Origin of the sequence: Nocardia violaceofusca NBRC 14427 (assembly GCF_963869435.1) — a bacterium.
Lineage (GTDB): Bacteria > Actinomycetota > Actinomycetes > Mycobacteriales > Mycobacteriaceae > Nocardia > Nocardia aobensis.
In genome coordinates this window covers 146687-169759 of the sequence record NZ_CAWMPM010000023.1, presented here as the reverse complement: position 1 = coordinate 169759, position 23073 = coordinate 146687, and the positions used below count along the sequence as shown (strand labels likewise).

Below are 23073 nucleotides of genomic sequence, written 5' to 3'. Positions count from 1 at the left end.
CCACTTCGCATGAAGGGAGAACGGATGCGCAAGCTCACCTACTTCGTGGCCTCGACCATCGACGGGTATATCGCCACCTCGGACGGATCGGTCGATTTCTTCCCGGTCGGCGGTGACCACGGCCCGGCCATCACCGCCCAGTATCCGGAGACGCTGCCGACCAAGATCCGGGAATCGCTCGGGATCGACAGTCCGGGGGAAAGCTTCGACACCGTGCTGATGGGCCGCAAAACCCACGATTTCGGCGTGCGGACCGGCACGTCGAGCCCGTATTCACATCTGCGGCAGTTCGTCGTGTCGACCACCCTGCCCGGCGATCCGGCCCGAGACGTCGAGCTGATCTCCTCCGACCCGCTGGGACGCGTGCGCGGACTCAAGCAGGAGCAGGGGTCGGGCATCTGGTTGTGCGGCGGCGGCGAATTGGCCCAGGCGCTGCTGCCGGAAATCGACCAGATCTTCCTGAAGTTGTATCCGATCGTGCTGGGGCACGGCCGGCCGCTGTTCGGCGCGGGACCGCGGCTGCCGGAGCCGGCACTGTTCCGGGTCCTCACGGGCCGCGTGTTCGAGGACGGGGTGGCATTCGTCAAGTACAGCCGGATCCGCTAGTGGCCGATCACGTTCCGGACCCGGGGGCCGCGCTGCGCGAGATCGCGTTCTGGATGGAACGCGATCGCGCCCAGACCCATCGGGTCAAGGCCTACCGGCGCGCGGCCGATGTCGTGTCCGAGCTGTCGGACGCCGATTTCGATCGGTACCGCGAATCCGGTGCCTGGCAGGAGCTTTCGGGTATCGGACCCAAGACCGCCGCGGTGATCGAGCAGGCCGTGTCCGGTGCCGTACCGCAGCGGCTGGCCGAATTGCGTTCCGGCGCACAGCCGATCGCACCCGCGGGCGCCGAGGTTCGCGCGCTGCTGCGGGGCGATCTGCACACCCACTCCGACTGGTCCGACGGCGGCAGCCCGATCGAGGAGATGATGCGCACCGCGCAGGCGCTGGGCCACGAATATTGTGCGCTGACCGATCATTCGCCGCGGTTGAAAGTCGCCAACGGCCTGTCCGCGGAGCGGCTGCGCCGCCAGTTGGACGTGGTCGCCGAACTCAACGAGCGGCTGGCGCCGTTTCGGATCCTCACCGGTATCGAGGTCGACATCCTCGACGACGGCACCCTCGACCAGGAGGCCGATCTGCTCGCTCGCCTGGATGTCGTTGTGGCCAGCGTACATTCGAACCTGCGGGCCGACTCGGCGACGATGACGAAACGCATGGTGTACGCGGTGGCGAATCCGAATGTCGATGTGCTCGGCCACTGCACCGGACGATTGGTCGCCGGCAATCGCGGCATCCGGCCGGAATCGTCGTTCGACGCCGAACTCGTCTTCGAGGCCTGCCGCCGCTACGGGACGGCGGTGGAAATCAACAGCCGCCCGGAACGTCTCGATCCGCCGAGCCGGTTGCTGCGCCTGGCCGTGGAGATGGGCTGCCACTTCAGCATCGATACCGACGCGCACGCGCCGGGCCAGCTGGATTGGCAGGGCTACGGTTGCGAACGTGCCGCGGCGAACCAGGTCCCGGCCGACCGGATCATCAACAGCCTTCCGCTGAGCGAACTCCTGGCGTTCACCGCGCGGTGACACCGCGCGGCCGACCGCGCCCGTTCAGAGGATCGCGAACGCGACGACCATGCCGATCGCCAGGTGCGCGGCGGCCACCAGCAGCGACTGAATCTGGTACGTGGCCGATTTCAGCAGATCGCCGATGTGCAGGCCGACCAGCCATTCCAGCAGCCGGATGGAGACCACCTGCGCGATGATGCCCACCAGCCCGTAGATCCCGGTGGCGATGAGGCCCTCGATGAGCCGGCCGCCGGAGGAGTAGATCGCCAGCACCACGATCAACGCCATACTCACCATGCCCGCGGAGGCGATGACGACCGCGTTCGGATTACCGGCGGCGACCATCTTGCGCAGCGGTCCGGGCGTGGAGCTGTCGATGGCCTGGAAGCCGATCAGCATCAGGGCCAGACCCAGCACCGCGTAGAGCGCGATCGCGCCGACGCCGTGGCCGACGGAGCTCCAATACCCTGATTCGAGCGCGAGGGTGGACGACACAGGTTCCTCCGGTGATGTTGATCGAGTCGCTGAATGCTACTTGGTCGGAATACGATGCGGAACGAAGGTGGCGCCGTCGTCGGTGATCAGGCCGGGTGATTCGCGGATGCCGAGACCGGCCGAGGTGTCGCCGACGATCCAGGCGCCGAGCACCGGGCGCAGGCCGTCGAACTCCGGCAGCGGATCGAGGAGTTGGTAGACGAACCCCTCCTCGCCGTACACACCGCCGGTCGAGGTTTCCATCCCGGCGCCGACGATGGTCATATTGGCGCCCTCACGACCCAGCTTCGGTTTGCGGATGTATTCGGTGAGTTCGTGCGGATCGTCGAGGTAGGCCGGCAGCAGATTCGGATGCCCGGGATACATCTCCCACAGCACCGCCAGCAGCGCCTTGTTGGAAAGCAGTGTCTTCCACAGCGGTTCGACCCAGGCGGTCTCCGGGACGGAGTTCACCACGCGCTTGCCGAAATCGTCGTCGAGGGCCCATTCCCACGGATACAGCTTGAAGATCGAACCGATCGGCGCCTCGGCCAGATCGACGAAACGCTCCAGCTCGGTGTCGAAGCCGATCTCCTCGATCGGCAGCGCGATGGTGTCGAATCCGGCCTCGGCGGCGGTCTCCTGCATATACGCGGTGGTCACGTTGTCCTCGCCGGAAGCGTCGGCCGAGGACCAGGTGAAGTGCAGCTGGTTGGTGGGCAGCTGGTCGAGCAGCTCGCCCCAGCGCTCGACGAGGCGTTCGTGCAGCGAATTCCACTGGTCGTCGTCGGGGTAGACGTCGGTGAGCCAGTGCCACTGCACGATGGCCGCTTCCAGCAGTGAGGTCGGCGTATCGGCGTTGTACTCCAGCAGTTTCGCGGGTCCGCGGCCGTCGTAGCGCAGATCGAAACGTCCGTAGACGTACGGGTCGCTGCGCTGCCACGACTTCTTGATCGGCTCCCAACTCCATTCGGGCAGGCCGAAATCGGCGAAGCGCTCGGTGAGCACGATCTGCTCGACCGCGTGCAGGCACATCGAATGCAGCACCTCGACCTGGGCCTCGAGCGCGAGGATTTCGTCGAGATCGAATTCGTAGTGCACCGATTCGTCCCAGTACGGGCGCGACTGTCCGTTCGCGTCGCGGCCGGGCGAGCCGAATACCAGCCCTTGATCGGCGATGATCTTCTGCCAGCCGGTACGTTGCCGGTTGCGCATCCGACGCATCTAGGAGCCTCCACTGGTGGAACCGGATTTACTGCCGAGACCGCCTCGTACGACGGTCCCGCTCTTGGTGCTGACGGTGGCCTTCTTCGGCGCGACCGTGCTGCCGCCGACGGGCGCGCGCCCGACGGCGTTGTTGCCGCCGTAGTAGTAGCGGTACTGGTGGCCGTTGTAGAGGAAGATGCCGGGCCCGAGCCCGCCACCGCCGTAATAGCCGCCGGTACTGGCGTAGGACTGGGCGCGCACGCAGTCGTCGTCGGGGACGACCTGCTGCTGCCCGTTGTCGTCGGTGATGCAGTAGGCGGTCACATTCGCCGGCCGGTGTGCGGCCTGGTAGGCGAGATAGCCGGTGCCGACCACCGCGGCGATGCCGGCGACCGCCACGCCGCCGATGAGCAGCCGTTTGCGGTTGCGCCGCTTGGTTTCCGCGGCCTCGGCCGCGGCCCGTTCGGCCTCTTCGGCGCGTTTGCGGGCCTTGTCGCGCGCTCGCGCCTCGGCCACCGTCGGCGGCCGGGGCTGGGTGACGCCGGCCTCCTGCCGTTGCATGCTGCCGCGCATGCGTCGGGGTTTGCCGGATTCGCCTGCGCCGCCGGGATTCTCACCTTCGGATCCGGTCGAGCCCCCGGCGTCGGCGCCGAAGGCGTTGTCCGACAGCGGGTTCGGCACGCCGGGGGTGGCGAGGCCGGGGATCGGCGCGGTGGGGTCGGGGAAGCCGGGCAGGATGGGTGTGCCCGGAAGCGTCGGCGCGGTCTGAGGATTCGGGAGTGTGGGGTCCGGTTCGCCCAGCCGTCGCGTCGGTTCCGCTCGGGATCCGCCGGTCTCGCCCTCGCCGGGCTGTGCGCCGAAACGCACCGTCGGATCCGAGGCGCCTATTCCCTTCGGCTTTCCGGACTCCGGGCCGCCGTCGGTGCTGTCGTCCCCCGCGGGTGGGGTGTCGCGGGGGACGTGCGAATCCCGATCCCCGGGCCCGCCCGGCTCATGTGTTGCCAACGATCGACTCCTGTATCCCCGCCGCTACCGTTCCTCGAACCCGGTGATTCCGCCGAGGGCGGCGCCCCAGTTTTCCACAACCAGATCGACTCGACCAGGAGTGTCACCCGAACGCAACAATGCCAGCAAACGCTCGCACGCCGGTCGCGGACCCTCGGCCACCACGTGCACCCGCCCGTCCCGGGTGTTGCGGGCGTGGCCCACCACACCGAGCTCCAACGCCCGCGCGCGCGTCCACCAGCGGAACCCGACGCCCTGCACGTAGCCGTGCACCCAGGCGCTGAGCCGGACGGGGTCGGAGCTCACGACTCGATCTTGTCGATCTGGAACGTCAGGTTCACCGTGGTGCCCGCCTTCAGCGTCCGTCCTACGGTGCACACCTTGTCGATGGCGCGCTGCACGGTGACCAGCAAGCGCTGGCGACCGGCCTCGTCGAGTTCGGACAGGTCCAGCTCGACGACCTCTTTCAGCTCCGGATACACCTCGTTCTCGCGGTCGGCGTCGCCGGAGACGCGGATGGTGGTGTCGTAATTCTCGCCGAGCCGGTTGGACAGCGGGAAGTCCGAACTCATCCCGGTGCAGGCGGCCAGCGCGATCTTCAGCAGCTCACCGGGGGTGAAGACGCCCTCGACGCCGTCGGAGCCGATGAGCACCTCGGCCCCGCGCGAACTGCGCCCGGTGTAGCGGCGGGTGCCGGTCCGCTCCACCCACAATTCGGTCACCGGCTTCGGTGCCTTGGTCTGCGGTGCCGCCGCGACGGTCGCGGGCTGCGAGGCGGCGGCGGTGGGTGCGGCGGAGTTGGCGGTCTGTTCGGACATACCGTCGATCCTGCCATCGGGCCCGGCGCAGGCGCATCGCACACCGGATTTCACCACGGCGTGAGTGGGTGGTTGTGTCCGATATCACCGGTTTTGTCCAGCTCGGGCGGGGACTGGTCAGGCCTGGAAGCGGTATCCCATGCCGGCCTCGGTCAGCAGATGTTTCGGCTGCGACGGATCGTCTTCGAGCTTGCGCCGCAGCTGCGCCAGATATACCCGCAGATAGTGGGTTTCGGTCGCGTACGTCGGCCCCCACACCTCGCGCAGCAGTTCGCGCCGCCCCACCAGCTTGCCCTGGTTGCGCACCAGCATCTCCAGCACACCCCATTCGGTCGGGGTGAGGTGCACGTCGCGGCCGCCGCGGACGACCTTCTTCGCCGCGAGATCGACGGTGAAGGAGGAGGTTTCGACAATCGGCGCGGACTCCTCGGCCGCCGAGGCGGACCGCCGCACCGCCGCCCGCAGCCGGGCCAGCAGCTCGTCCATGCCGAACGGTTTGGTGACGTAGTCGTCGGCTCCGGTGTCGAGGGCCTGCACCTTGTCCGAGGAATCGGTGCGGGCCGAGAGCACGATGACCGGCATCGAACTCCAGCCGCGAATGCCGGCCAGCACCTCGACACCGTCGATATCGGGCAGGCCCAGATCCAGCACGACCACGTCGGGATGCTTCTCCGCGGCCGCGCGCAGGGCCGCCGCGCCCGTGGCCGCGGTGATCACCTCGTAGCCGCGTACCGACAGGTTGATCCGCAGTGCGCGCAGGATCTGCGGTTCGTCGTCGACGACCAGCACCCGGACGGCGGCCGGCGGTCGTTCGGCCGATGTCACGACGCCTCCTGTGTTGTGCGGGACACCCGCACCCGGTCGGCGTCGCGAGCGGGCTGCGCAGTGTCGCTCACGACGCCTCCTGTGTTGTGCCGGCCGGCAGCTCGATCACCATGGTCAGACCACCTCCCGGCGTCGGCTCGGCGTGGACGGTGCCGCCCATCGCCTCGACGAATCCGCGGACCACCGACAGGCCCAGGCCCACGCCGGTCGAATTGTCGCGGTCGCCCAATCGTTGGAACGGTTCGAACATCTGGTCCTCGAGTCCGGTCGGAACGCCCGGACCGTAGTCGACCACTGTGATGGATACCCGGTCGCCGTCGCGTTCGGCGCCAACCCGCACCGGTGTGTCGGGGGCCGCCATACCGGTCGGGGCCGAGTAGCGCAGCGCGTTGTCGACCAGATTGGCCAGCACCCGTTCCAGCAGGCCGCTGTCGGCGCAGACCGAGACCTCGCCGACCTCGACCTTGACCCGGTCCATCGCCGCCTGGCGGACACCGCGGGTCCCCATCCCGACACCGACGACCGCGCGGTTGACCACCTCCTCCAGGTACACCTGTTTGAGGTTGGGCTCCACCGCGCCGGCCGCCAGCCGCGAGGAGTCGAGCAGATTGCCGACGAGCGCGGTGAGCTGATCGGTGGATTCCTCGATGGTTTCCAGCAATTCGGCGGTATCGGCGGGGGAGAACTGCACGTCCTCACTGCGCAGACTCGACACCGCCGCCTTCGCCGCGGCCAGCGGCGTGCGCAGGTCGTGGCTGACCGCCGACAGCAGCGCGCGCCGCAGCCGGTCCGTCGCCATCACACCCGCGGCGGCCTGGGCCTGATCGGCGAGTTCGCGCTGGCGCACGAGCCCGGCCGCCTGCCCGGCCACCGCCGCGAGCACCCGGCGGTCACCGGGGGTCAGCGCGCGCCCGCTGAGCAGCAGCCAATGTTCCTCGTCGCCGGCGCCGATCGCGGTATCGGCGGCGGCGGGTGTGCACGCCGGATCGTGACCGACGCAGGCGATCACCTCCTCGTCACCGACGAAACTCACCGCCCGCTGCCGGTAGATCTCGCGGGCCCGCTCGAGCAGATCGGGCAGGTCGGCGCCGTGCAGGATCGCCCCGGCGAACAGGGTCAGCAACTCGGCCTCACGGGAGGCGGTGCGTGCCTCGCGGGTGCGATTGGCGGAGATGTCGACCAGCGCCGCCACCGCCACCGCGACTCCCGCCATCACGACGATGGTGAGGAAATTGTTGGGTTCGGCGATGGTGAGACTGTGCCGCGGGGTGGTGAAGAACCAGTTCAGCAGCAGCCCGCCCAGCACCGCCGACAACGCGGCCGGTGCGACACCGCCGAGCAGCGCGACCGCGATCACGCCGATGAAATACATCGCGCTCTCACCGGCCAGATCCAGGCGCGAATCCAGCCACAGATAGCAGACCAGGGTGATCAGGGTGGGCACCACCAGGGCGGCCAGCCATGACACCGTCGACCGCTGCCGCCGTAGCAGGGCCGACCAGCGCAGCCCCCGTTGCGCCTCCTCGTGGGTGACCATGTGGACGTCGATACTGCCCGAGCGCTGCACCACGGTCGCGCCGATGCCCTGGTCGAGGATGCGCGCCCAGCGCGAGCGGCGGGAGGTGCCCACCACCAGCTGAGTGGCGTTGACCTGGCGGGCGAAATCCAGCAGGGCATTGGGGACGTTCTCGCCGGTCACCGTGTGCAGGCTGGAACCGAGCCCGGCGGCCAGCTCACGCAGCCGATGCAGCCGTTGTGCCGACACTCCGGCCAGTCCGTCCCCGCGCACGACGTGCACGACGAGCAGTTCGGCACTGGATTTGGTGGCGATGCGGCTCGCGCGCCGCACGATCGTCTCCGATTCCGGGCCGCCGGTCACCGCGACGACCACGCGTTCGCGCGCCTCCCAGGTCGCGGTGATCTTGTGGTCGGCCCGGTATCTGGCCAGCGCGGCGTCGACCTGATCGGCCAGCCACAACAGGGCCAGTTCGCGTAACGCGGTGAGATTGCCCGGCCGGAAGTAGTTGCGCAGCGCCGCGTCCACCTTGTCGGCGGTGTAGACGTTGCCGTGGGAAAGCCTGCGCCGCAACGCCTCCGGCGTGATGTCGACCAGTTCGACCTGATCGGCGCCGCGCACCACCCAATCCGGCACGGTTTCGCGCTGCACCACGCCGGTGATCTGCTCGACGACGTCGTTGAGGCTGTCCAGGTGCTGAACGTTGACCGTGGAGATGACGTCGATACCGGCGTCGAGCAGTTCGTGGACGTCCTGCCAGCGCTTCTCGTTCTTCGATCCCGGCACGTTCGTATGCGCGAGTTCGTCCACCAGCGCGACGGCCGGCGCCCGCCGCAGCACCGCCTCGACATCCAGTTCGGGCAGGGTCGTGCCGCGGTAGGTGCGCATCGCCGGCGGTATCCGCTCGATGCCCTCGAGTAGTTCCGCGGTCTTGCTGCGGCCGTGGGTCTCCACCACCGCGGCCACCACGTCGCGGTCACGGCCTATTCGCCGGTGCGCCTCGCCGAGCATCGCGTAGGTCTTACCCACGCCGGGCGCGGCCCCGAGATAGATGCGTAGTTGTCCGCGCTTCACAGGTCCATCATCGCGCGATTCGGACGACGTGGACGGCGCGAAACCCGGACGACCCGAGTGGTGCGCCCGGCGGCCACGCGCAGGCCCAGCGCGCAGCTGACGAAGGCGAGGATCACCATCGCCGCGACCGCGAAATCCGGCACTGTCTTCTCCTCACGACCGGGTGATTGCCGCTGTGCCGGTCGACTGGACCGGACAACACACTGTGCACCGCCGCGCGGGCCCGATCGCCGATCTTTACGACTCCTTGACGGGGTCGCCGCCGACCTTGACGGCGCGGCAGCGGGGCCGCGGCGGCCTGTAAGCACCCCGTCAATGCCGTCGCCGCGACCGCTAAGAAGCCGTCAACGCCGTCGAAATCGGTCGTTTCGCGAGCTTGACTCACTGCGGCGCATTCGCTTCCGGATGCCGTCAACAGAGAGGACTGCACTATGTCCGTCGCGGTGTTCACCGTCGTGACCGTGGCGATCTTCGCCCTGCTCGGCCTGCTCCAACGGGGGGTGGAACGGCTGTGATCGCGAACATCGTCGGTCTGATCCTGGCCCTCGGCGTCGCCGTCTACATGGTCGCGGCGCTGCTGTTCCCGGAAAGGTTCTAGGTGAGCACAACCACTGCCGGGGTCGTGTTCGTCGCGACCCTGATCATCGCGCTCGCGGCGGTCCACATCCCGCTCGGCGACTACATGTACCGGGTGTACTCGGGCACGAAACACTCGCGGGCCGAACGCATCGTCTACCGCGCCATCGGGGTCCAGCCCGGCGTGGAGCAGACCTGGGGCGTCTACGCCCGCAGCGTGCTGGCCTTCTCCGCGATGAGCGTGCTGGCGCTGTTCTTCCTGCAGCTGATCCAGGGCCGGCTGCCGCTGCATCTGCACGAGCCCGGGACCGAGATGACCGCGGCGCTGGCGTGGAATACCGCGATCAGCTTCGTCACCAATACCAATTGGCAGAACTACGCCGGGGAGTCGACCCAGGGACATCTGGTCCAGATGGCGGGCCTGGCCGTGCAGAACTTCGTCTCGGCCGCGGTCGGGACGGCGGTCGCGGTCGCGCTGGTGCGCGGTTTCGCCCGCCGTCACACCGGTGACCTCGGCAACTTCTGGGTCGATTTGGTGCGCGGCACGCTGCGGATCCTGTTGCCGATCGCGTTCGTGTTCGCGATCGTGCTGATCGCCGGCGGCGCGATCCAGAACTTCCACCTTTACGATCAGGTCGCCCAGACGATCACCGGTGCGCCACAGACGATTCCGGGCGGCCCGGTCGCCTCGCAGGAAAGCATCAAACTGCTGGGCACCAACGGCGGCGGCTTCTTCAACGTGAACTCCGCGCACCCGTTCGAGAATCCGACGGCCTGGACCAACTGGGTCGAGATCTTCCTGATCCTGCTGATCGCCTTCTCGCTGCCGCGAACCTTCGGCCGCATGGTGGGCAGCACGAAGCAGGGGTATGCGATCGCGTCGGTGATGGCAGTGCTCGCGCTGATCAGCGTGACGCTGACCAACCTCCTGCAGCTGCGCCACCACGGCACCGTGCCGACGGCGGCCGGCGCGGCGCTCGAGGGTGTCGAAACACGATTCGGCGTAGCGGATTCCGCGACGTTCGCGGCGTCGAGCACGCTGACCTCCACCGGCGCCGTCGACTCCGCCCACGATTCCTACACCAGCCTCGGCGGCATGGTGACGATGGTGAACATGCAGCTGGGCGAGGTCGCGCCCGGCGGTGTCGGATCGGGCCTGTACGGCATGCTGATCCTGGCCGTGATCACCGTCTTCGTCGCCGGGCTGATGGTCGGGCGCACGCCCGAATATCTCGGCAAGAAGATCACCCCGCGCGAAATCAAGTTCGCCGCATCGTATTTCCTGGTCAGTCCGCTGATCGTGCTGGTGGGCACCGCGCTGGCGATGGCGTTGCCGGGCGAGCGCGCGGCCATGGCGAATGCGGGGCCGCACGGCCTGTCGGAGGTGTTGTACGCCTTCACCTCGGCCGCCAACAACAACGGCTCGGCCTTCGCCGGGCTCGGCGGCAACACCGTGTGGTGGAATACCGCCCTCGGTCTGGCGATGGTGTTCGGCCGGTTCGTTCCGATCGTTCTCGTGCTCGCGCTGGCCGGATCGCTGGCGCGCCAGGGGCATACGCCGGAATCGATCGGCACCCTGCCGACGCACCGGCCGCAGTTCGTCGGCATGGTCGCCGGCGTGACGCTGATCCTGGTCGCCCTCACCTTCCTGCCCATGCTGGCGCTCGGGCCGCTCGCCGAAGGAATTCACTGAAATGACCGCTCCGACAACCAATTCCGTGGCCGTCCCGCGCGCTGCCGGACCGTCGCCGCGCCGAGGCAGCCGTGGCATGTTCGATCCGGCGATACTGGCCCGGTCGCTGCCCGACGCCCTGCGCAAACTGGATCCGCGCACACTGTGGCGCAATCCGGTGATGCTGATCGTGGAGCTCGGCGCACTCTGGTCCACCATCCTCGCGGTCGCCCATCCCACGGTCTTCGCCTGGGCGATCGTGATCTGGCTGTGGCTGACGGTGATCTTCGCCAACCTGGCCGAGGCCGTCGCCGAGGGGCGCGGCAAGGCGCAGGCCGATACGCTGCGAAAAGCCAAGACCGACACCGTCGCCCGGCGATTGGTGAACTGGCACCCGGGCGCCGCGGCGCCGCTCGAGGACACCGTTGCCGCACCCGAACTGCGGCGCGGCGACTACGTGGTGGTCGAGGCCGGGCAGGTGGTTCCGGGCGACGGTGACGTCGTGGAGGGCATCGCCTCGGTCGACGAATCGGCGATCACCGGTGAATCGGCGCCGGTGATCCGCGAATCCGGCGGCGACCGGTCCGCGGTCACCGGCGGCACCACCGTGCTCTCGGACCGCATCGTCGTCGAGATCACCCAGGAGCCGGGCGGCAGTTTCATCGACAAGATGATCGCCCTGGTGGAGGGCGCCAGCCGGCAGAAGACACCCAACGAGATCGCGCTGAACATCCTGCTGGCGGCGTTGACGATCATCTTCGTGTTCGCGGTCGTGACGTTGCAGCCGCCCGCGATCTTCGCCAAGGCGAACAATCCGGGAGTCGGCGACAGCGCGGCGCTGAACGCGCACGGGGTCACCGGCATCGTCATGGTGTCGCTGCTGGTCTGTCTCATCCCGACCACGATCGGCGCACTGTTGTCGGCGATCGGCATCGCGGGAATGGATCGGCTCGTCCAGCGCAATGTGCTGGCGATGTCGGGTCGCGCGGTCGAGGCCGCCGGCGATGTGAACACGCTGCTGCTCGACAAGACCGGCACCATCACTCTCGGCAACCGGCAGGCCGCCGGCTTCGTCGCCATGCCGGGTGTCACCGAGGACGAGATGGCCGACGCCGCACAGCTTTCCAGCCTCGCCGACGAAACTCCCGAGGGCCGTTCGATCGTGGTGTTCGCGAAATCCGCGTACGGCAAACGCGAGCGCACGCCGGGTGAACTGGCGGGCGCGACCTGGGTGGAATTCAGTGCCCAGACCCGGATGTCGGGCGTGGACCTGCGCGACGGGCATGGGTTGCGCAAGGGCGCGGCGAGTGCGGTCACCGAATGGGTACGGGCCCACGGTGGTTCGGTGCCGGAGGAGGTCGGGCGGACCGTGGACGGTATCTCGGCCTCCGGTGGCACACCGCTGGTGGTCGGCGAACTGCTCGACGGGCAGGCCCGGCTGCTGGGTGTGGTCCATCTGAAGGATGTGGTGAAACAGGGCATGCGGGAACGCTTCGACGAGATGCGCCGCATGGGAATTCGCACGGTCATGATCACCGGCGACAATCCGCTCACGGCCAAGGCGATCGCGGACGAGGCCGGGGTCGACGACTTCCTGGCCGAGGCCACCCCCGAGGACAAGCTGGCGCTGATCAAGGGCGAACAGGCCGGCGGGCGCCTGGTCGCCATGACCGGCGACGGCACCAACGACGCGCCGGCGTTGGCGCAGGCCGACGTCGGCGTCGCGATGAACACCGGGACGTCGGCGGCCAAGGAGGCCGGCAATATGGTCGATCTGGACTCGGATCCGACCAAACTGATCGAGATCGTCGAGATCGGCAAACAGTTGCTGATCACCCGGGGCGCGCTGACGACCTTCTCCATCGCCAACGACGTCGCCAAGTACTTCGCGATCATTCCGGCGCTGTTCGTGGCGTTGTTCCCGGGCCTGGATGTACTCAACGTGATGCGGTTGCACAGTCCGCAGTCGGCGATCCTGTCCGCGGTGATCTTCAACGCGATCGTCATCGTGGCGCTGATCCCGCTGGCGTTGCGCGGCGTCGGCTACCGCCCGTCGAGTGCGTCGAAACTGTTGAGCCGCAACCTCGCCATCTACGGGGCGGGCGGCATCGTCGCTCCGTTCATCGGCATCAAACTCATCGACCTTGTCGTCCGATTCCTTCCTGGGATGTCCTGATATGCCTTCGTTCTCGATGCGATACACCACCTGGTTCCGTCAGCATCTGGCCGCGGTGCGAGCACTGCTCGTGCTGACGGTGATCACCGGAATCGTCTACCCGCTGGCGGTCTTCGCGCTCGCCCAGCTGCCGGGACTGCACGACCGGGCCGAAGGCTCGCTGGTCCACCGGGACGGAAAGCTGGTGGGCAGCAGCCTGATCGGTCAGGCGTTCACCGACGGTAAGGGCGCGGCACTACCGCGGTACTTCCAGACCCGGCCGTCGAATTCCGCGCCCGCCGACGGCAGCCGCCCCGACGGCTACGACCCGACCAACACCGGTTTCGGCAACAAAGGCCCCGAGGACGTCGTCGACACCCTGGCGGCCGACCAGTCGCAATCGACGACCGGTTTGCTGACCACGGTCTGCACGCGCAGCAAACAGATCGGCGAGCGCGAGGGCGTCTCCGGCGCGCGACCGTTCTGCACGCCCGGCGGGGTCGGTGCGGTGCTCGCGGTCTTCGGTCCCCGCGACGGCCACGGGCAGGTCACCGCGCCCACGAAGGTCGTCAGCGTGAACGAGGCGTGCCCGGCGGTGCCGTTCCAGGACGCCTACCGCGGGGTCCGGGTGGACTGCGCCCAGCCCGGGACGGACTATTCGGCCGGACTGATCGTCCCCGTCCGCGGTGACGCGCCGGCCGACACCCCGGTGCCCTCCGACGCGGTCACCGCATCGGGCTCCGGACTGGATCCGCACATCTCACCGCGCTACGCGCAGATCCAGAGCGCGCGGGTGGCGGCCGCGCGGGGCATCACGGCCGAGCAGGTCGCCGCCGTGGTGGCAGCACACACCGCCGGGCGCGACCTGGGCTTCCTGGGGGAGCCCAGGGTCGACGTCCTCGGTGTGAATCTCGAGCTGGACCAGCGCTATCCGACGCGGCACTGAACTCGGCAGCTGTGGTGATCGGTGCGGGTGGCGATCAGGAGTGCAGCGCGCTGCCGGCCACCCACTGATCCCACGGCACGATCCAGTCGCCGTTGTTCCACGAGGGCAGCGGCGGACCGCTGGTGTTGCGGACTTCGACCACATCGCCGGGGATCGCGAAGTTGTAGAACCAGCGCGCGTTGTCGAGGTTCAGGTTCAGGCAGCCGTGTGAGGTGTCGGTATTACCCTGCGCCCACACCGTGGAGTCGAGCTGGTGCAGGTAGATCCCGTCGCCACTGATCTGGGTGGCCCAGCCGATCGCCTCCTTGTAACCCAGGCGCGAGTTCACCGGCAGCCCGTAACTCGAGGAGTCCATGATCACCGGATTGCCCTTGCCCATCACGGTGTAGATGCCCGCGGGGGTGTTGAAGTAGATCGTCTTACCGCCGACCTGCTCGCTGCCGCCGCGGCCCATCGAGGTGGGCATGGTGCGGATCAGTTTGCCGTTCTCGAACACCTGCACTTCGTGGGTGTTGTCGTCGGCGATGGAGACATGCGAGTCGCCGATGGTGAAGCTGGTCTTCGAATCCTCCTGGCCGAACAGGCCGGGGCCCAGCTGCGCGCCGAAGATGTTTGCCGCGACGGTGACCTTGGTGCCGGGCTGCCAGTACTGCTGCGGCCGCCAGTGCGCGTTCTTGTCGTCGAGCCAGTACCACGAGCCCTGGACCTGCGGTTCCGTCGTCACCGAGAGACGCTTCTCGGCCGCCGCGCGGTCGCCGACCGCCTCGTCGAAGTGGGCGACGATCACGGTGCCCACGCCGTAGGTTCCGCCGTCGGCCAGCGGCTGCCCACCGGTGGTGGTCAGATACGCCTTGACCTGGTTGCTGGGAGTGAGCGTGGTGAACGACGAGGTCATCGGACCGCTGGGTCCGGTGACGGTGATGCCGTTCGCGCTCATCTTGTAGTTGTGGCCGTAACCGAGCGGAACCTTCGGCTTCCACGCGGTTCGCTCCGGATTGAGCGTGCCGTCGACCTGTTTGCCTTCTTCGTTGGTCAACGTCACATCCGTGAGGATGCCGTCGGTTGCGCTCACCTCGATCGTGCCGAGCGGATCGACGTCGGCACTACCCGGCGCCGGGACCATCGCAATGGCCGGCGCGGCGGGCCCCGGGGTGCCGCGCGTCGGATTCGACGCCGGCTCCGGGGATGACGAGCACGCGGCCATCAGCGTCGTCACCAGGGCGATAGCTCCCAGCGCAACACTGAATCGGCAGCGGCGAGTGGACATGGTGTCTCCTGCGTTCGACGTGCGCCTGAGCAAGCCCTCGCAGCGCACCAATCGCCTTACTGTCTCGGTACGTAGTTTACGGGGCTTTTTCAGGTGCTTGCACCTCGGTGGTGTTGCCCCGTGTTTACGCATCGTGGTCCCGGGTACTCCGGTTACTGTTGTGTGCCCAGTGGGCGCTCAGGGACCGATCGGCCGGCGCCCGGCGTCGTGTGGTCCGCCACCGATGTCTGTGAGGGATGTGTGGTTATGAGAGAACGGTGCGAGACCACAGGCTGCGCGGCCGCTCGCACTGCTGACGAACGGACGGGTCGGGGAACCACGCTCCGATGACGCGCAGCTGGACGAGGTGTAGCGATGAGTGCAAATTTGATGATCGTAGAGGACGACGACCGGGTTCGCAGTGCGCTGCGACTGGCCATGGAGGACGAGGGCTACGACGTCGCCGAGGCCGAGGAGGCCGAGGATGCGCTCGAACATCTGCGTGACAACGGCGCACCGGATGTGATGATCGTGGATCTGATGCTGGGGGAGATGGACGGATTCACCTGTATACGTGAGATTCGTCGCGATCACGACGTGCCGATCATCGTGGTCAGCGCGCGGGACGACACCCACGACGTGGTAGCCGCGCTGGAGGCCGGCGCCGACGACTTCGTCACCAAGCCGTTCGAGATCAAGGAGATCACCGCCCGGATGCGGGCCCTGCGCCGCCGCGCCCAGCAGACCGTGGAGCCGCCGGCCCCGCAGGAGATCGTGCTCGACGCCTATCCCGAAGCGCCGCTGGTGCTTTCGGCCGACGGCGGTACCGTCCACCGCGGTGACGAGGAACTGCACCTGACCCTCACCGAATTCCGGTTGCTGTGCGAACTGGCCGAGACCCCCGGCCGGGTGCTGTCGCGCAGTGTCCTGCTCGAAAGGGTTTGGGACCGTGGGTTCTTCGGTGACGAGCGGATCGTGGACGTGCACGTCCGGCGGCTGCGGACCAAGATCGAGCGCGACCCGTCGGAGCCGGCGATCGTGGTAACCGTGCGCGGGCTCGGCTACCGCCTCGATGTGCAGCGCTAGATTTCCGCGCCTGCCCCGCCGCCAGATTCTGCGCGGTCGCGTGATCGTCGCTTTCACCGTCACCGGGCTGGTCTCGGCACTGCTGGCGGTGCTGATCGCCAAGCTCGACGGCGGCGGATGGCGCACCGCGCTGGCCTGCGCACTCGGCGGCACCGTGATCGGCGCGATCTTCGGAATCTGGTTGTCGCACCGTTTGCTGGAACCGTTGCGCCAGGTCACGGGCACTGCGGCCAAGATCGCCTCCGGTGAGCTCGGCACCCGGCTGCCCGATACCGACGATCCCGATCTGGCCCCGACCGTGGACGCGTTCAACACCATGGTCGACTCCCTGCAGAACCGCATCGATCGCGAACGCCGGCTGGTGGGTGACGTGAGTCACGAACTGCGCACCCCGCTGACCACCCTCACCACCAGCGTCGGCGTGATGTCGCGCTATGAGGATCAACTTCCGGAACGGTCGCGGCGGGCGCTGGAACTGGTCCGCGCCGAACTCGACCATCTGCGCAGGTTGCTCGACGATCTGCTGGCACTGGCCCGGGCCGAGGCGCGGATGCACGGCGCCGACGCCGAACCGTTGTCGGTGCGCGAACTGCTCACCCACACCCTCGCGGAAATGCGTTATTCACCGGAACTGCTGACCGTCGCCGACGACGGAATCGTTACCGGCCGAAAGCTCGAACTCGAGCGAGCGCTGGTGAATTTGCTCGAGAATGCGCAGCGGCACGGCGGCGGAGTGGTCGCGGTGGGGGTCGCACGCGCCGGGGACGAAATGGTGATCACGGTTGACGACGCCGGTCCGGGAGTGGCGCCACAGGATCGGCAACGCATCTTCGAAAGATTCGTGACAGTGCGCCGCGGGAAACGGTCGGGCACCGGCATCGGATTGGCATTGGTGGCCGAAACCGTTGCCGCCCACGGGGGCCGCGTGAAATGTGACGACCGTCCCGGCGGAGGTGCCCGATTCATGGTGTGGTTGCCCACCGTGACGAAATTCACCGATCATACTTCTGTAACACAACCGTAAAGTAGTCGCACGATAGACCTCAACGTTCGCGGGCAATTCTGAAGAGGTGATGCAGACCCGAACGCGGAGTATGTCGTTCAGTTCTCCGGCAACCGACGAGCCGAACGGCCGTCGGCACGTTTCCTCCCAGACGCTGATTCGTCGGCCGCGGGTGGAAGACGGAGCGCGGATGTGGCGAATCGCAGTGGATTCCCAAGTGCTCGACGCCAATTCGAGTTACGCGTATCTGCTCTGGAGCCGTGACTTCGCCTCGACCACCGTCGTGGCCGAAATCGACTCGGAGATAGCAGGATTCGTCACCGGATATCTGCGCCCGGAATCGCCGGACACACTGTTCATCTGGCAGGTAGCCGTCGATCACGCCTTCCGCGGCCGCGGAGTGGGCGTTGCAATGCTGGATCGGCTCGTCGAAGACGTTGCCGACCAAGGTGTTTCGAAGTTGGAGACAACCGTTTCGCCGGACAACGAAGCCTCGCTGGCAATGTTCGCGTCACTGGCCCGGCGCCGTGACGCGGAAATGACGCGAGAAACGTTGTTCGAGCCAGAAGATTTTCCGGACGGGCACGAATCGGAGGACCTGTACCGGATCGCGCCACTGCAGGGTGACGCAAAACGATAGGAAGGATCATCGATGACCACCGCTGAGATGACCGTTTTCGAATCGCTCGAATCGAATGTCCGTGGATATTGCCGCTCGTGGCCCACGCTGTTCGACACCGCCTCCGGCGCCTGGCTGCGCGACGGTAGCGGACGTGATTACCTCGATTTCTTCGCGGGCGCGGGAGCGCTCAACTACGGGCACAACAACCCCGTTCTCAAAGAAGCATTGATCGATTACATCGCCCGTGACGGAATTACCCACGGACTCGATATGTCGACCGTCGCGAAGCGTGAATTGCTGGAGACGATCAACAACGTTCTGCTGGATCCGCGCGGCCTCGATTACAAGGTGCAGTTCCCCGGTCCCACCGGTGCGAACGCGGTGGAATCGGCGCTGAAACTGGCCCGCAAGGTGACCGGCCGCACGTCGATCCTGAATTTCACCAACGCATTTCACGGCATGACCCTCGGCGCGCTGTCGGTGACCGGAAACGCGACCAAGCGCGCGGGCGCCGGAGTACCGTTGAACCACGTGAATCCGATGCCCTACGACGGGTATCTGGACGGCACCGACGATCTGGCGTGGATGGAGCGGGTCCTCGATGACAATTCCTCCGGTGTGGACAAGCCCGCGGCGGTGATCGTGGAAACCGTGCAGGGCGAGGGCGGCGTGAACGTCGCTCGGGCACAGTGGCTGCGGCACCTGTCGGAGCTGTGCGCCGCGCGCGGAATTCTGCTCATCGTCGACGACGTGCAGATGGGCTGCGGCCGGACCGGCCCGTTCTTCTCCTTCGAGATCGCCGGCATCACCCCCGACATCGTCACCCTGTCGAAGTCGATCGGCGGTTACGGCATGCCGCTGGCGCTGGTGCTGATGAAGCGCGAGCTGGACCAGTGGGCGCCCGGTGAGCACAACGGCACCTTCCGCGGCAACAACCCGGCGTTCGTGACCGCCCGCGTGGCGCTCGAGCACTACTGGACCGATGACCGGCTGGAGGTGTCCACCGCCGCCAAGGGCGAGAAGATCCGAAAGTCGTTCGAGGCCCTCGCGGAGAACTTCGAGGGTGTCTCGACCCGCGGACGCGGGCTGGTGCAGGGACTGGTGTTCGACGACGCCTCGGAGGCGGGCAAGGTCAGCAGCATCGCCTTCGAGGAGGGCCTGCTGGTGGAGACCTCCGGCGCCGAAGACCAGGTGGTCAAGCTGCTGCCGCCGCTGACCATTACCGACGACGAACTCGACCACGGCCTGGCCATCCTGGACCGGGCAGTCGACATGGCCCGAGGAGGCAACTGACCATGATCGTGCGTACCACTGCCGAGATCACCGGAACCGACCGCGACGTCGCGGCCGAGGACTGGCGCAGCAAGCGGATCATCCTCGGCGGCGACGGGGTGGGTTTCTCCTTCCACGAGACGACGATCCAGCCGAACACCGTGCACGAGTTCCACTATCAGAACCACGTCGAAGCGGTGTGGCTGGTGGAGGGCGAGGGCACGCTCACAGATCTGACCAACGACGTCACCTACGACCTGGCGCCGGGAACGATGTACCTGCTCAACGGGCACGAGCGGCATCGGGTCGAGACCCGCACCCTGATGCGGATGCTGTGTGTGTTCAACCCTCCGGTCACGGGCAAGGAAGTTCACGACGAGAACGGCGTCTATCCGCTGGTGGCCGTAGGCGAGTAGTGATGTAGTTAGGAGGGCGACGCCGCGATGACATTGGCGGAGAGTCGAATCGACCGCTATCGGACCAGAACTGCCGTAGCGGTACCGCCGGTGGAGCGCACCGACCCCACGGTGTGGGGCACGGTCACCTCGCCGGAGCTGCAGAATTTCGATGCCGATGGGTACGCGATCATCGACGAGTTGCTGACCCCGATGGAGGTGGCCGATATCGCCACCGACATCGATCGGCTGGCCGCCGATCCGGTGTTGCGTGCCGACGAGCGGGTGATCATCGAGAAGAAGTCGAACAGCGTTCGTTCGATCTTCGAGGTGCACAAGATCAGCGCCGTGGTGGCGGAGCTGGTGCGCGACGAGCGGATCGTCGGGATGGCCCGCCAGATTCTCGGTTCCGAGGTCTACATCCATCAGAGCCGGGTGAACTACATGCCCGGTTTCGAGGGCGCCGGGTTCTACTGGCATTCGGATTTCGAGACCTGGCACGCCGAGGACGGGATGCCCTCACCGCGTGCGGTGAGCCTGTCGATCGCGCTGACCGACAACTATCCGTTCAACGGCAGCCTGTTGCTGCTGCCGGGCTCGCACCGGCAGTTCATGCCGTGCCAGGGCGAGACTCCCGACGAGCACTACCGGGAATCGTTGCGAGAGCAGCAGATCGGTGTGCCCGCGCAGGAGGATCTGGCCCAGCTGGCCGACAAGTACGGCATCGCGCAGTTCACCGGCGCACGCGGTTCGGCGCTGCTGTTCGATTCCAACATCATGCACGGCTCGTCGAACAACATCACGCCGTTCGCGCGCTCGAACGTCTTCCTGGTGTTCAACAGCGTGGAGAACACTCTCGAAGAACCGTATTCGGCTCTGCATCAGCGGCCGACCTATATCGCCTCGCGCGATTTCACCCCCCTGCGCTGAGTGGGGTGACCCGATCACGTCGGGACCGATGATCGCGCGGGTTCGCTCCCGACGGTGGCGGGGCGAGCCCGGCATCCCCGGCGCGTTTTCGGCCGGAATCCATTCGGATTCCGGCCGAAAACATGTCCGGGGCGTCGGCGGTATGGGACCGCGCCCCGGCGATCGGTGCGCGCCGCTCAGGCCCGCGTGAGCGCGGCGTAGCGGGCGATGTGCTGATCCGCGGAACCCCATTCGGTGCGAATCGCGGTGAGCCGCTTGAAGAAATGCCCGATCGCGAGTTCCTCGGTCATGCCCATCGCGCCGTGCAGTTGCACCGCGTGCTGGCCGATGAACCCGGCGGCGCGGGCGACGGTGGCCTTGGCCGCCGCGGCGGCCCGGGCGCGGACCTTCGGTTCGGCGTCGAGTTTCAGCGTCACCAGATAGGTGGCGGCCACGGCTTGTTCGAGCTCCAGGTGCATATCGACCATGCGGTGCTGCAGCACCTGGAAACTGGCGATCGGCACGCCGAACTGGCGGCGCTGCTTGCTGTATTCGACGGTGTCGGCCAGTACCCGCCGCATTCCGCCCACGGCCTCGGCGCAGATGGCGGCGATCGCCTCGTCGATGGCCCGCTCGACCGACTCGTCGGCCGCACCCTCGGCACCGAGCAGCGCGTCGGCGGGGACCCGGACGCCGTCGAGGACCAGATCGGCCGCGCGGCGTTCGTCGATCGTGCGATAGGGGTGCTGCGTGAGACCGGCCGCGTCGGCCGCCACCACGAACAGTGACAGACCGGCCGCGTCGGCGGTGCGTGCGGTCACCAGCAGATGGGTGGCCAGCGGTGCGGTGGTCACCACCCCCTTGGCGCCGTCGAGGACCCAGTCGTCGCCGTCGCGGCGGGCGGTCGTAGCCACGCGTGCGGGGTCGTACCCGGAGTCGGCTTCCAGGGCGGCGAAGGCCGTGATCACCGAGCCGTCGACGATGCCGCGCAACAGTTCCTCGGCCCGCGCACCGCCGGCGCGGCGCAGCAGTCCGCCGCCCAGGACGGCGGTGTCGACATAGGGTTCGACGACCAGGGCGCCGCCGAGCGCCTCGGCGATGATCATGGTCTCGATGGGGCCGCCGTCGAATCCGCCGACACTCTCGGGCAGGCTCGCCCCCAGAATGCCGACCTCCTCGGCGAAGCCGCGCCAGATCTCCGGCTGATGGCCGGCGCCGACCCGCGCCGCGGCCCGGCTTTTCTCCAGATCGTAACGGGCGGCGAGAAATTCGGTGACCGTGTCACGGAGCAGTTGCTGTTCGGCAGTGAATTCGAAGTCCATCTCTCACAGTCCCAGGGTTGCCTTGGCGATGATGTTGCGCTGAATCTCGTTGCTGCCCGCGTAGATCGAGCCCGCGCGGTCGTTGAAGTACCGCAGCGGCGCGACGGCCTGCCACGGTTCGCCGCTGAGATATCCGTCGGCGGGCGCGACGAAGTCGGCGACCGGACCGCCCGGCATGGCGGCGTGCGGCTGATAGGCGCGCCCGCGCGGGCCGGCGGCCTCGAAGGCCAATTCGGTGAGCCGCTGGCTCAATTCGGTGCCCAGGATCTTGATCGTGGACGCGGCCGGACCCGGATCCTTACCGCGCGAGATGGCCGACATGGTGCGGTATTCCAGGATCTCGAGGACGTCGGCCCGGATCCGCGCATCGGCCAGTTTCGCCGCGAAGGCTGGTTCGTCGAGCAGGCTGCCGCCGGCGAAACCGGGCTGTCCGGCCGCGTGCCCGGCCAGCGATTCGGCCAGCACCTGCAGCGCCGGGCCGTAGGCCGAACCGCCGCGCTCGAAGTTCAGCAGATGTTTGGCGACCGTCCAGCCCTCATCGATGCGGCCGATGACGTTGGACTTCGACACCCGGACACCATCGAAGAACACCTGGTTCTGCACCTGCTCGCCGGAGGTCATGACCAGCGGGCGGATCTCGATGCCGGGGGTGTCCATCGGGATCAGCACGAAGGTGATGCCCTGCTGTTTGCGTTCCTGTTTCGAGGTGCGGACCAGGGCGAAGATCCAGTTGGCCTCGGTGGCGTGGGTGGTCCAGATCTTGGAACCCGTGCACACCAGATCGTCGCCGTCGGAGACCGCGGCCATGGTCAGCGAGGCCAGATCGGAGCCCGCCTCGGGTTCGGAATAGCCCTGGCAGAAGAACACCTCGCCGGTGAGGATGCGCGGCAGGAAGTAGTCCTTCTGCTCCGGGGTGCCGAAGGCGATGATCGCGTGCGCGACCATCCGGATGCCCATCGGCGAGAGTGCGGGCGCGCCCGCGAGGGTGGATTCACGATCGAAGATGTAGTGCTGCGTCATGCTCCAGTCACAGCCGCCGTGGGCGACCGGCCAGGCCGGCGCCGCCCAGCCACGGGCGTGCAGGATGTGCTGCCACTGCATGCTGGCCTCGTGATCCGGGTACACGCTGGTGGCGAGCTGACCGGCGCGACGTAGTTCCGGGGTCAAATTCTCGTCCAGGAAGCGCCGCACCTCGTCGCGAAACGCCAGATCGGTGGGCGACCAGTCCAGATTCACGAAGAACTCCTTGTGCGATAAACGGGCCTCTACCTTCTCATTTACTCTGGGTCGAGCGCAAATGGTCGTTAACTTATCGAGGTAGCGGGCGGTGTGCCGAGA

23 protein-coding genes are annotated in these 23073 nt (G+C 67.4%); 12 read left to right on the top strand and 11 right to left on the bottom strand.

Annotated elements, in window-relative coordinates; genetic code table 11:
• The first annotated feature begins 24 nt into the window (after window positions 1-24).
• Together AC5592_RS19345 and AC5592_RS19340 are read left to right on the top strand one after the other, a co-directional pair.
• Window positions 25-606 (top strand): dihydrofolate reductase family protein, encoded by a 582-nt coding sequence (locus tag AC5592_RS19345; RefSeq protein WP_036503792.1) that lies wholly within the window; start codon window positions 25-27, stop codon window positions 604-606.
• The gene (locus AC5592_RS19340) at window positions 606-1631 is read left to right on the top strand and encodes a PHP domain-containing protein (protein WP_269750198.1); all 1026 of its coding nucleotides are present in this window, start codon (window positions 606-608) and stop codon (window positions 1629-1631) included. Before AC5592_RS19345 ends, AC5592_RS19340 begins: the two co-directional genes overlap by 1 nt.
• Before the next feature lie 24 nt (window positions 1632-1655).
• On the opposite strand, the gene AC5592_RS19335 is transcribed toward AC5592_RS19340, so the two are convergent.
• The 8 genes from AC5592_RS19335 to AC5592_RS19300 form a co-directional block, all read right to left on the bottom strand.
• Window positions 1656-2108, bottom strand: a complete 453-nt coding sequence (locus AC5592_RS19335) for a DUF350 domain-containing protein (RefSeq protein WP_036503742.1) — start codon at window positions 2106-2108, stop codon at window positions 1656-1658.
• A 36-nt stretch (window positions 2109-2144) separates the two neighbouring features.
• Window positions 2145-3311 (bottom strand): glutathionylspermidine synthase family protein, encoded by a 1167-nt coding sequence (locus AC5592_RS19330; RefSeq protein WP_036503738.1) that lies wholly within the window; start codon window positions 3309-3311, stop codon window positions 2145-2147.
• On the bottom strand, window positions 3312-4298 hold the full coding sequence (locus tag AC5592_RS19325; protein ID WP_232329437.1) for a hypothetical protein: 987 nt from the start codon (window positions 4296-4298) through the stop codon (window positions 3312-3314). It lies immediately after the preceding gene.
• A gap of 24 nt (window positions 4299-4322) precedes the next feature.
• The gene (locus tag AC5592_RS19320; protein WP_036503737.1) at window positions 4323-4604 is read right to left on the bottom strand and encodes an acylphosphatase; all 282 of its coding nucleotides are present in this window, start codon (window positions 4602-4604) and stop codon (window positions 4323-4325) included.
• The gene (locus AC5592_RS19315; RefSeq protein ID WP_084506886.1) at window positions 4601-5116 is read right to left on the bottom strand and encodes an OsmC family protein; all 516 of its coding nucleotides are present in this window, start codon (window positions 5114-5116) and stop codon (window positions 4601-4603) included. The genes AC5592_RS19320 and AC5592_RS19315 overlap by 4 nt, the downstream gene beginning before the upstream one ends.
• 117 nt (window positions 5117-5233) lie before the next feature.
• Window positions 5234-5941: a response regulator gene (locus AC5592_RS19310; protein WP_036503736.1), complete on the bottom strand. Its 708-nt coding sequence runs from the start codon at window positions 5939-5941 to the stop codon at window positions 5234-5236.
• 67 nt (window positions 5942-6008) lie between these two features.
• Window positions 6009-8531, bottom strand: a complete 2523-nt coding sequence (locus AC5592_RS19305) for a DUF4118 domain-containing protein (protein WP_063065014.1) — start codon at window positions 8529-8531, stop codon at window positions 6009-6011.
• On the bottom strand, window positions 8528-8674 hold the full coding sequence (locus AC5592_RS19300) for a hypothetical protein (protein ID WP_157122018.1): 147 nt from the start codon (window positions 8672-8674) through the stop codon (window positions 8528-8530). The genes AC5592_RS19305 and AC5592_RS19300 overlap by 4 nt, the downstream gene beginning before the upstream one ends.
• A gap of 368 nt (window positions 8675-9042) precedes the next feature.
• On the opposite strand from AC5592_RS19300, the gene kdpF reads away from it, so the two are divergent.
• From kdpF to AC5592_RS19280, 4 genes are read left to right on the top strand one after another with little or no spacing between them, the layout of a single operon-like run.
• Entirely contained in the window at window positions 9043-9129 is an 87-nt protein-coding gene (gene kdpF, locus AC5592_RS19295; RefSeq protein ID WP_223273250.1) for a K(+)-transporting ATPase subunit F, read from the top strand.
• A complete protein-coding gene (gene kdpA, locus AC5592_RS19290) occupies window positions 9130-10800 on the top strand; it encodes a potassium-transporting ATPase subunit KdpA (RefSeq protein WP_063065013.1) in 1671 nt (556 codons plus the stop codon).
• Between the two features lies 1 nt (window position 10801).
• A complete protein-coding gene (gene kdpB / locus AC5592_RS19285; protein ID WP_063065012.1) occupies window positions 10802-12955 on the top strand; it encodes a potassium-transporting ATPase subunit KdpB in 2154 nt (717 codons plus the stop codon).
• Between the two features lie 16 nt (window positions 12956-12971).
• The gene (locus AC5592_RS19280; RefSeq protein WP_036503786.1) at window positions 12972-13880 is read left to right on the top strand and encodes a potassium-transporting ATPase subunit C; all 909 of its coding nucleotides are present in this window, start codon (window positions 12972-12974) and stop codon (window positions 13878-13880) included.
• A 34-nt stretch (window positions 13881-13914) separates the two neighbouring features.
• Here AC5592_RS19280 and AC5592_RS19275 read toward each other — a convergent pair whose 3' ends face one another.
• Window positions 13915-15147, bottom strand: a complete 1233-nt coding sequence (locus AC5592_RS19275; protein ID WP_051024799.1) for a L,D-transpeptidase — start codon at window positions 15145-15147, stop codon at window positions 13915-13917.
• 354 nt (window positions 15148-15501) lie between these two features.
• Here AC5592_RS19275 and AC5592_RS19270 point away from each other — a divergent pair, with 354 nt between their 5' ends.
• The 6 genes from AC5592_RS19270 to thpD all read left to right on the top strand — a co-directional run bounded on the left by AC5592_RS19270 (window position 15502) and on the right by thpD (window position 20434).
• Window positions 15502-16212, top strand: coding sequence for a response regulator transcription factor (locus AC5592_RS19270; protein WP_036503729.1), 711 nt, complete (start codon window positions 15502-15504; stop codon window positions 16210-16212).
• A 40-nt stretch (window positions 16213-16252) separates the two neighbouring features.
• Window positions 16253-17236: a HAMP domain-containing sensor histidine kinase gene (locus AC5592_RS19265; protein ID WP_051024798.1), complete on the top strand. Its 984-nt coding sequence runs from the start codon at window positions 16253-16255 to the stop codon at window positions 17234-17236.
• A 196-nt stretch (window positions 17237-17432) separates the two neighbouring features.
• A complete protein-coding gene (gene ectA, locus AC5592_RS19260) occupies window positions 17433-17855 on the top strand; it encodes a diaminobutyrate acetyltransferase (RefSeq protein ID WP_231509009.1) in 423 nt (140 codons plus the stop codon).
• Between the two features lie 12 nt (window positions 17856-17867).
• On the top strand, window positions 17868-19130 hold the full coding sequence (gene ectB, locus AC5592_RS19255; protein ID WP_036503728.1) for a diaminobutyrate--2-oxoglutarate transaminase: 1263 nt from the start codon (window positions 17868-17870) through the stop codon (window positions 19128-19130).
• Window positions 19131-19132: 2 nt separating this feature from the next.
• Complete coding sequence (locus tag AC5592_RS19250) at window positions 19133-19525, top strand: ectoine synthase (protein ID WP_030513045.1); 393 nt, start codon at window positions 19133-19135, stop codon at window positions 19523-19525.
• A 27-nt stretch (window positions 19526-19552) separates the two neighbouring features.
• Window positions 19553-20434, top strand: a complete 882-nt coding sequence (gene thpD, locus AC5592_RS19245) for an ectoine hydroxylase (RefSeq protein WP_063065009.1) — start codon at window positions 19553-19555, stop codon at window positions 20432-20434.
• 176 nt (window positions 20435-20610) lie between these two features.
• Here the strand turns inward: thpD and AC5592_RS19240 are convergent, their stop codons facing one another.
• Window positions 20611-21735, bottom strand: coding sequence for an acyl-CoA dehydrogenase family protein (locus AC5592_RS19240; RefSeq protein WP_063065008.1), 1125 nt, complete (start codon window positions 21733-21735; stop codon window positions 20611-20613).
• Window positions 21736-21738: 3 nt separating this feature from the next.
• Complete coding sequence (locus AC5592_RS19235; RefSeq protein WP_036503723.1) at window positions 21739-22971, bottom strand: acyl-CoA dehydrogenase family protein; 1233 nt, start codon at window positions 22969-22971, stop codon at window positions 21739-21741.
• Between the last annotated feature and the right edge of the window lie 102 nt (window positions 22972-23073).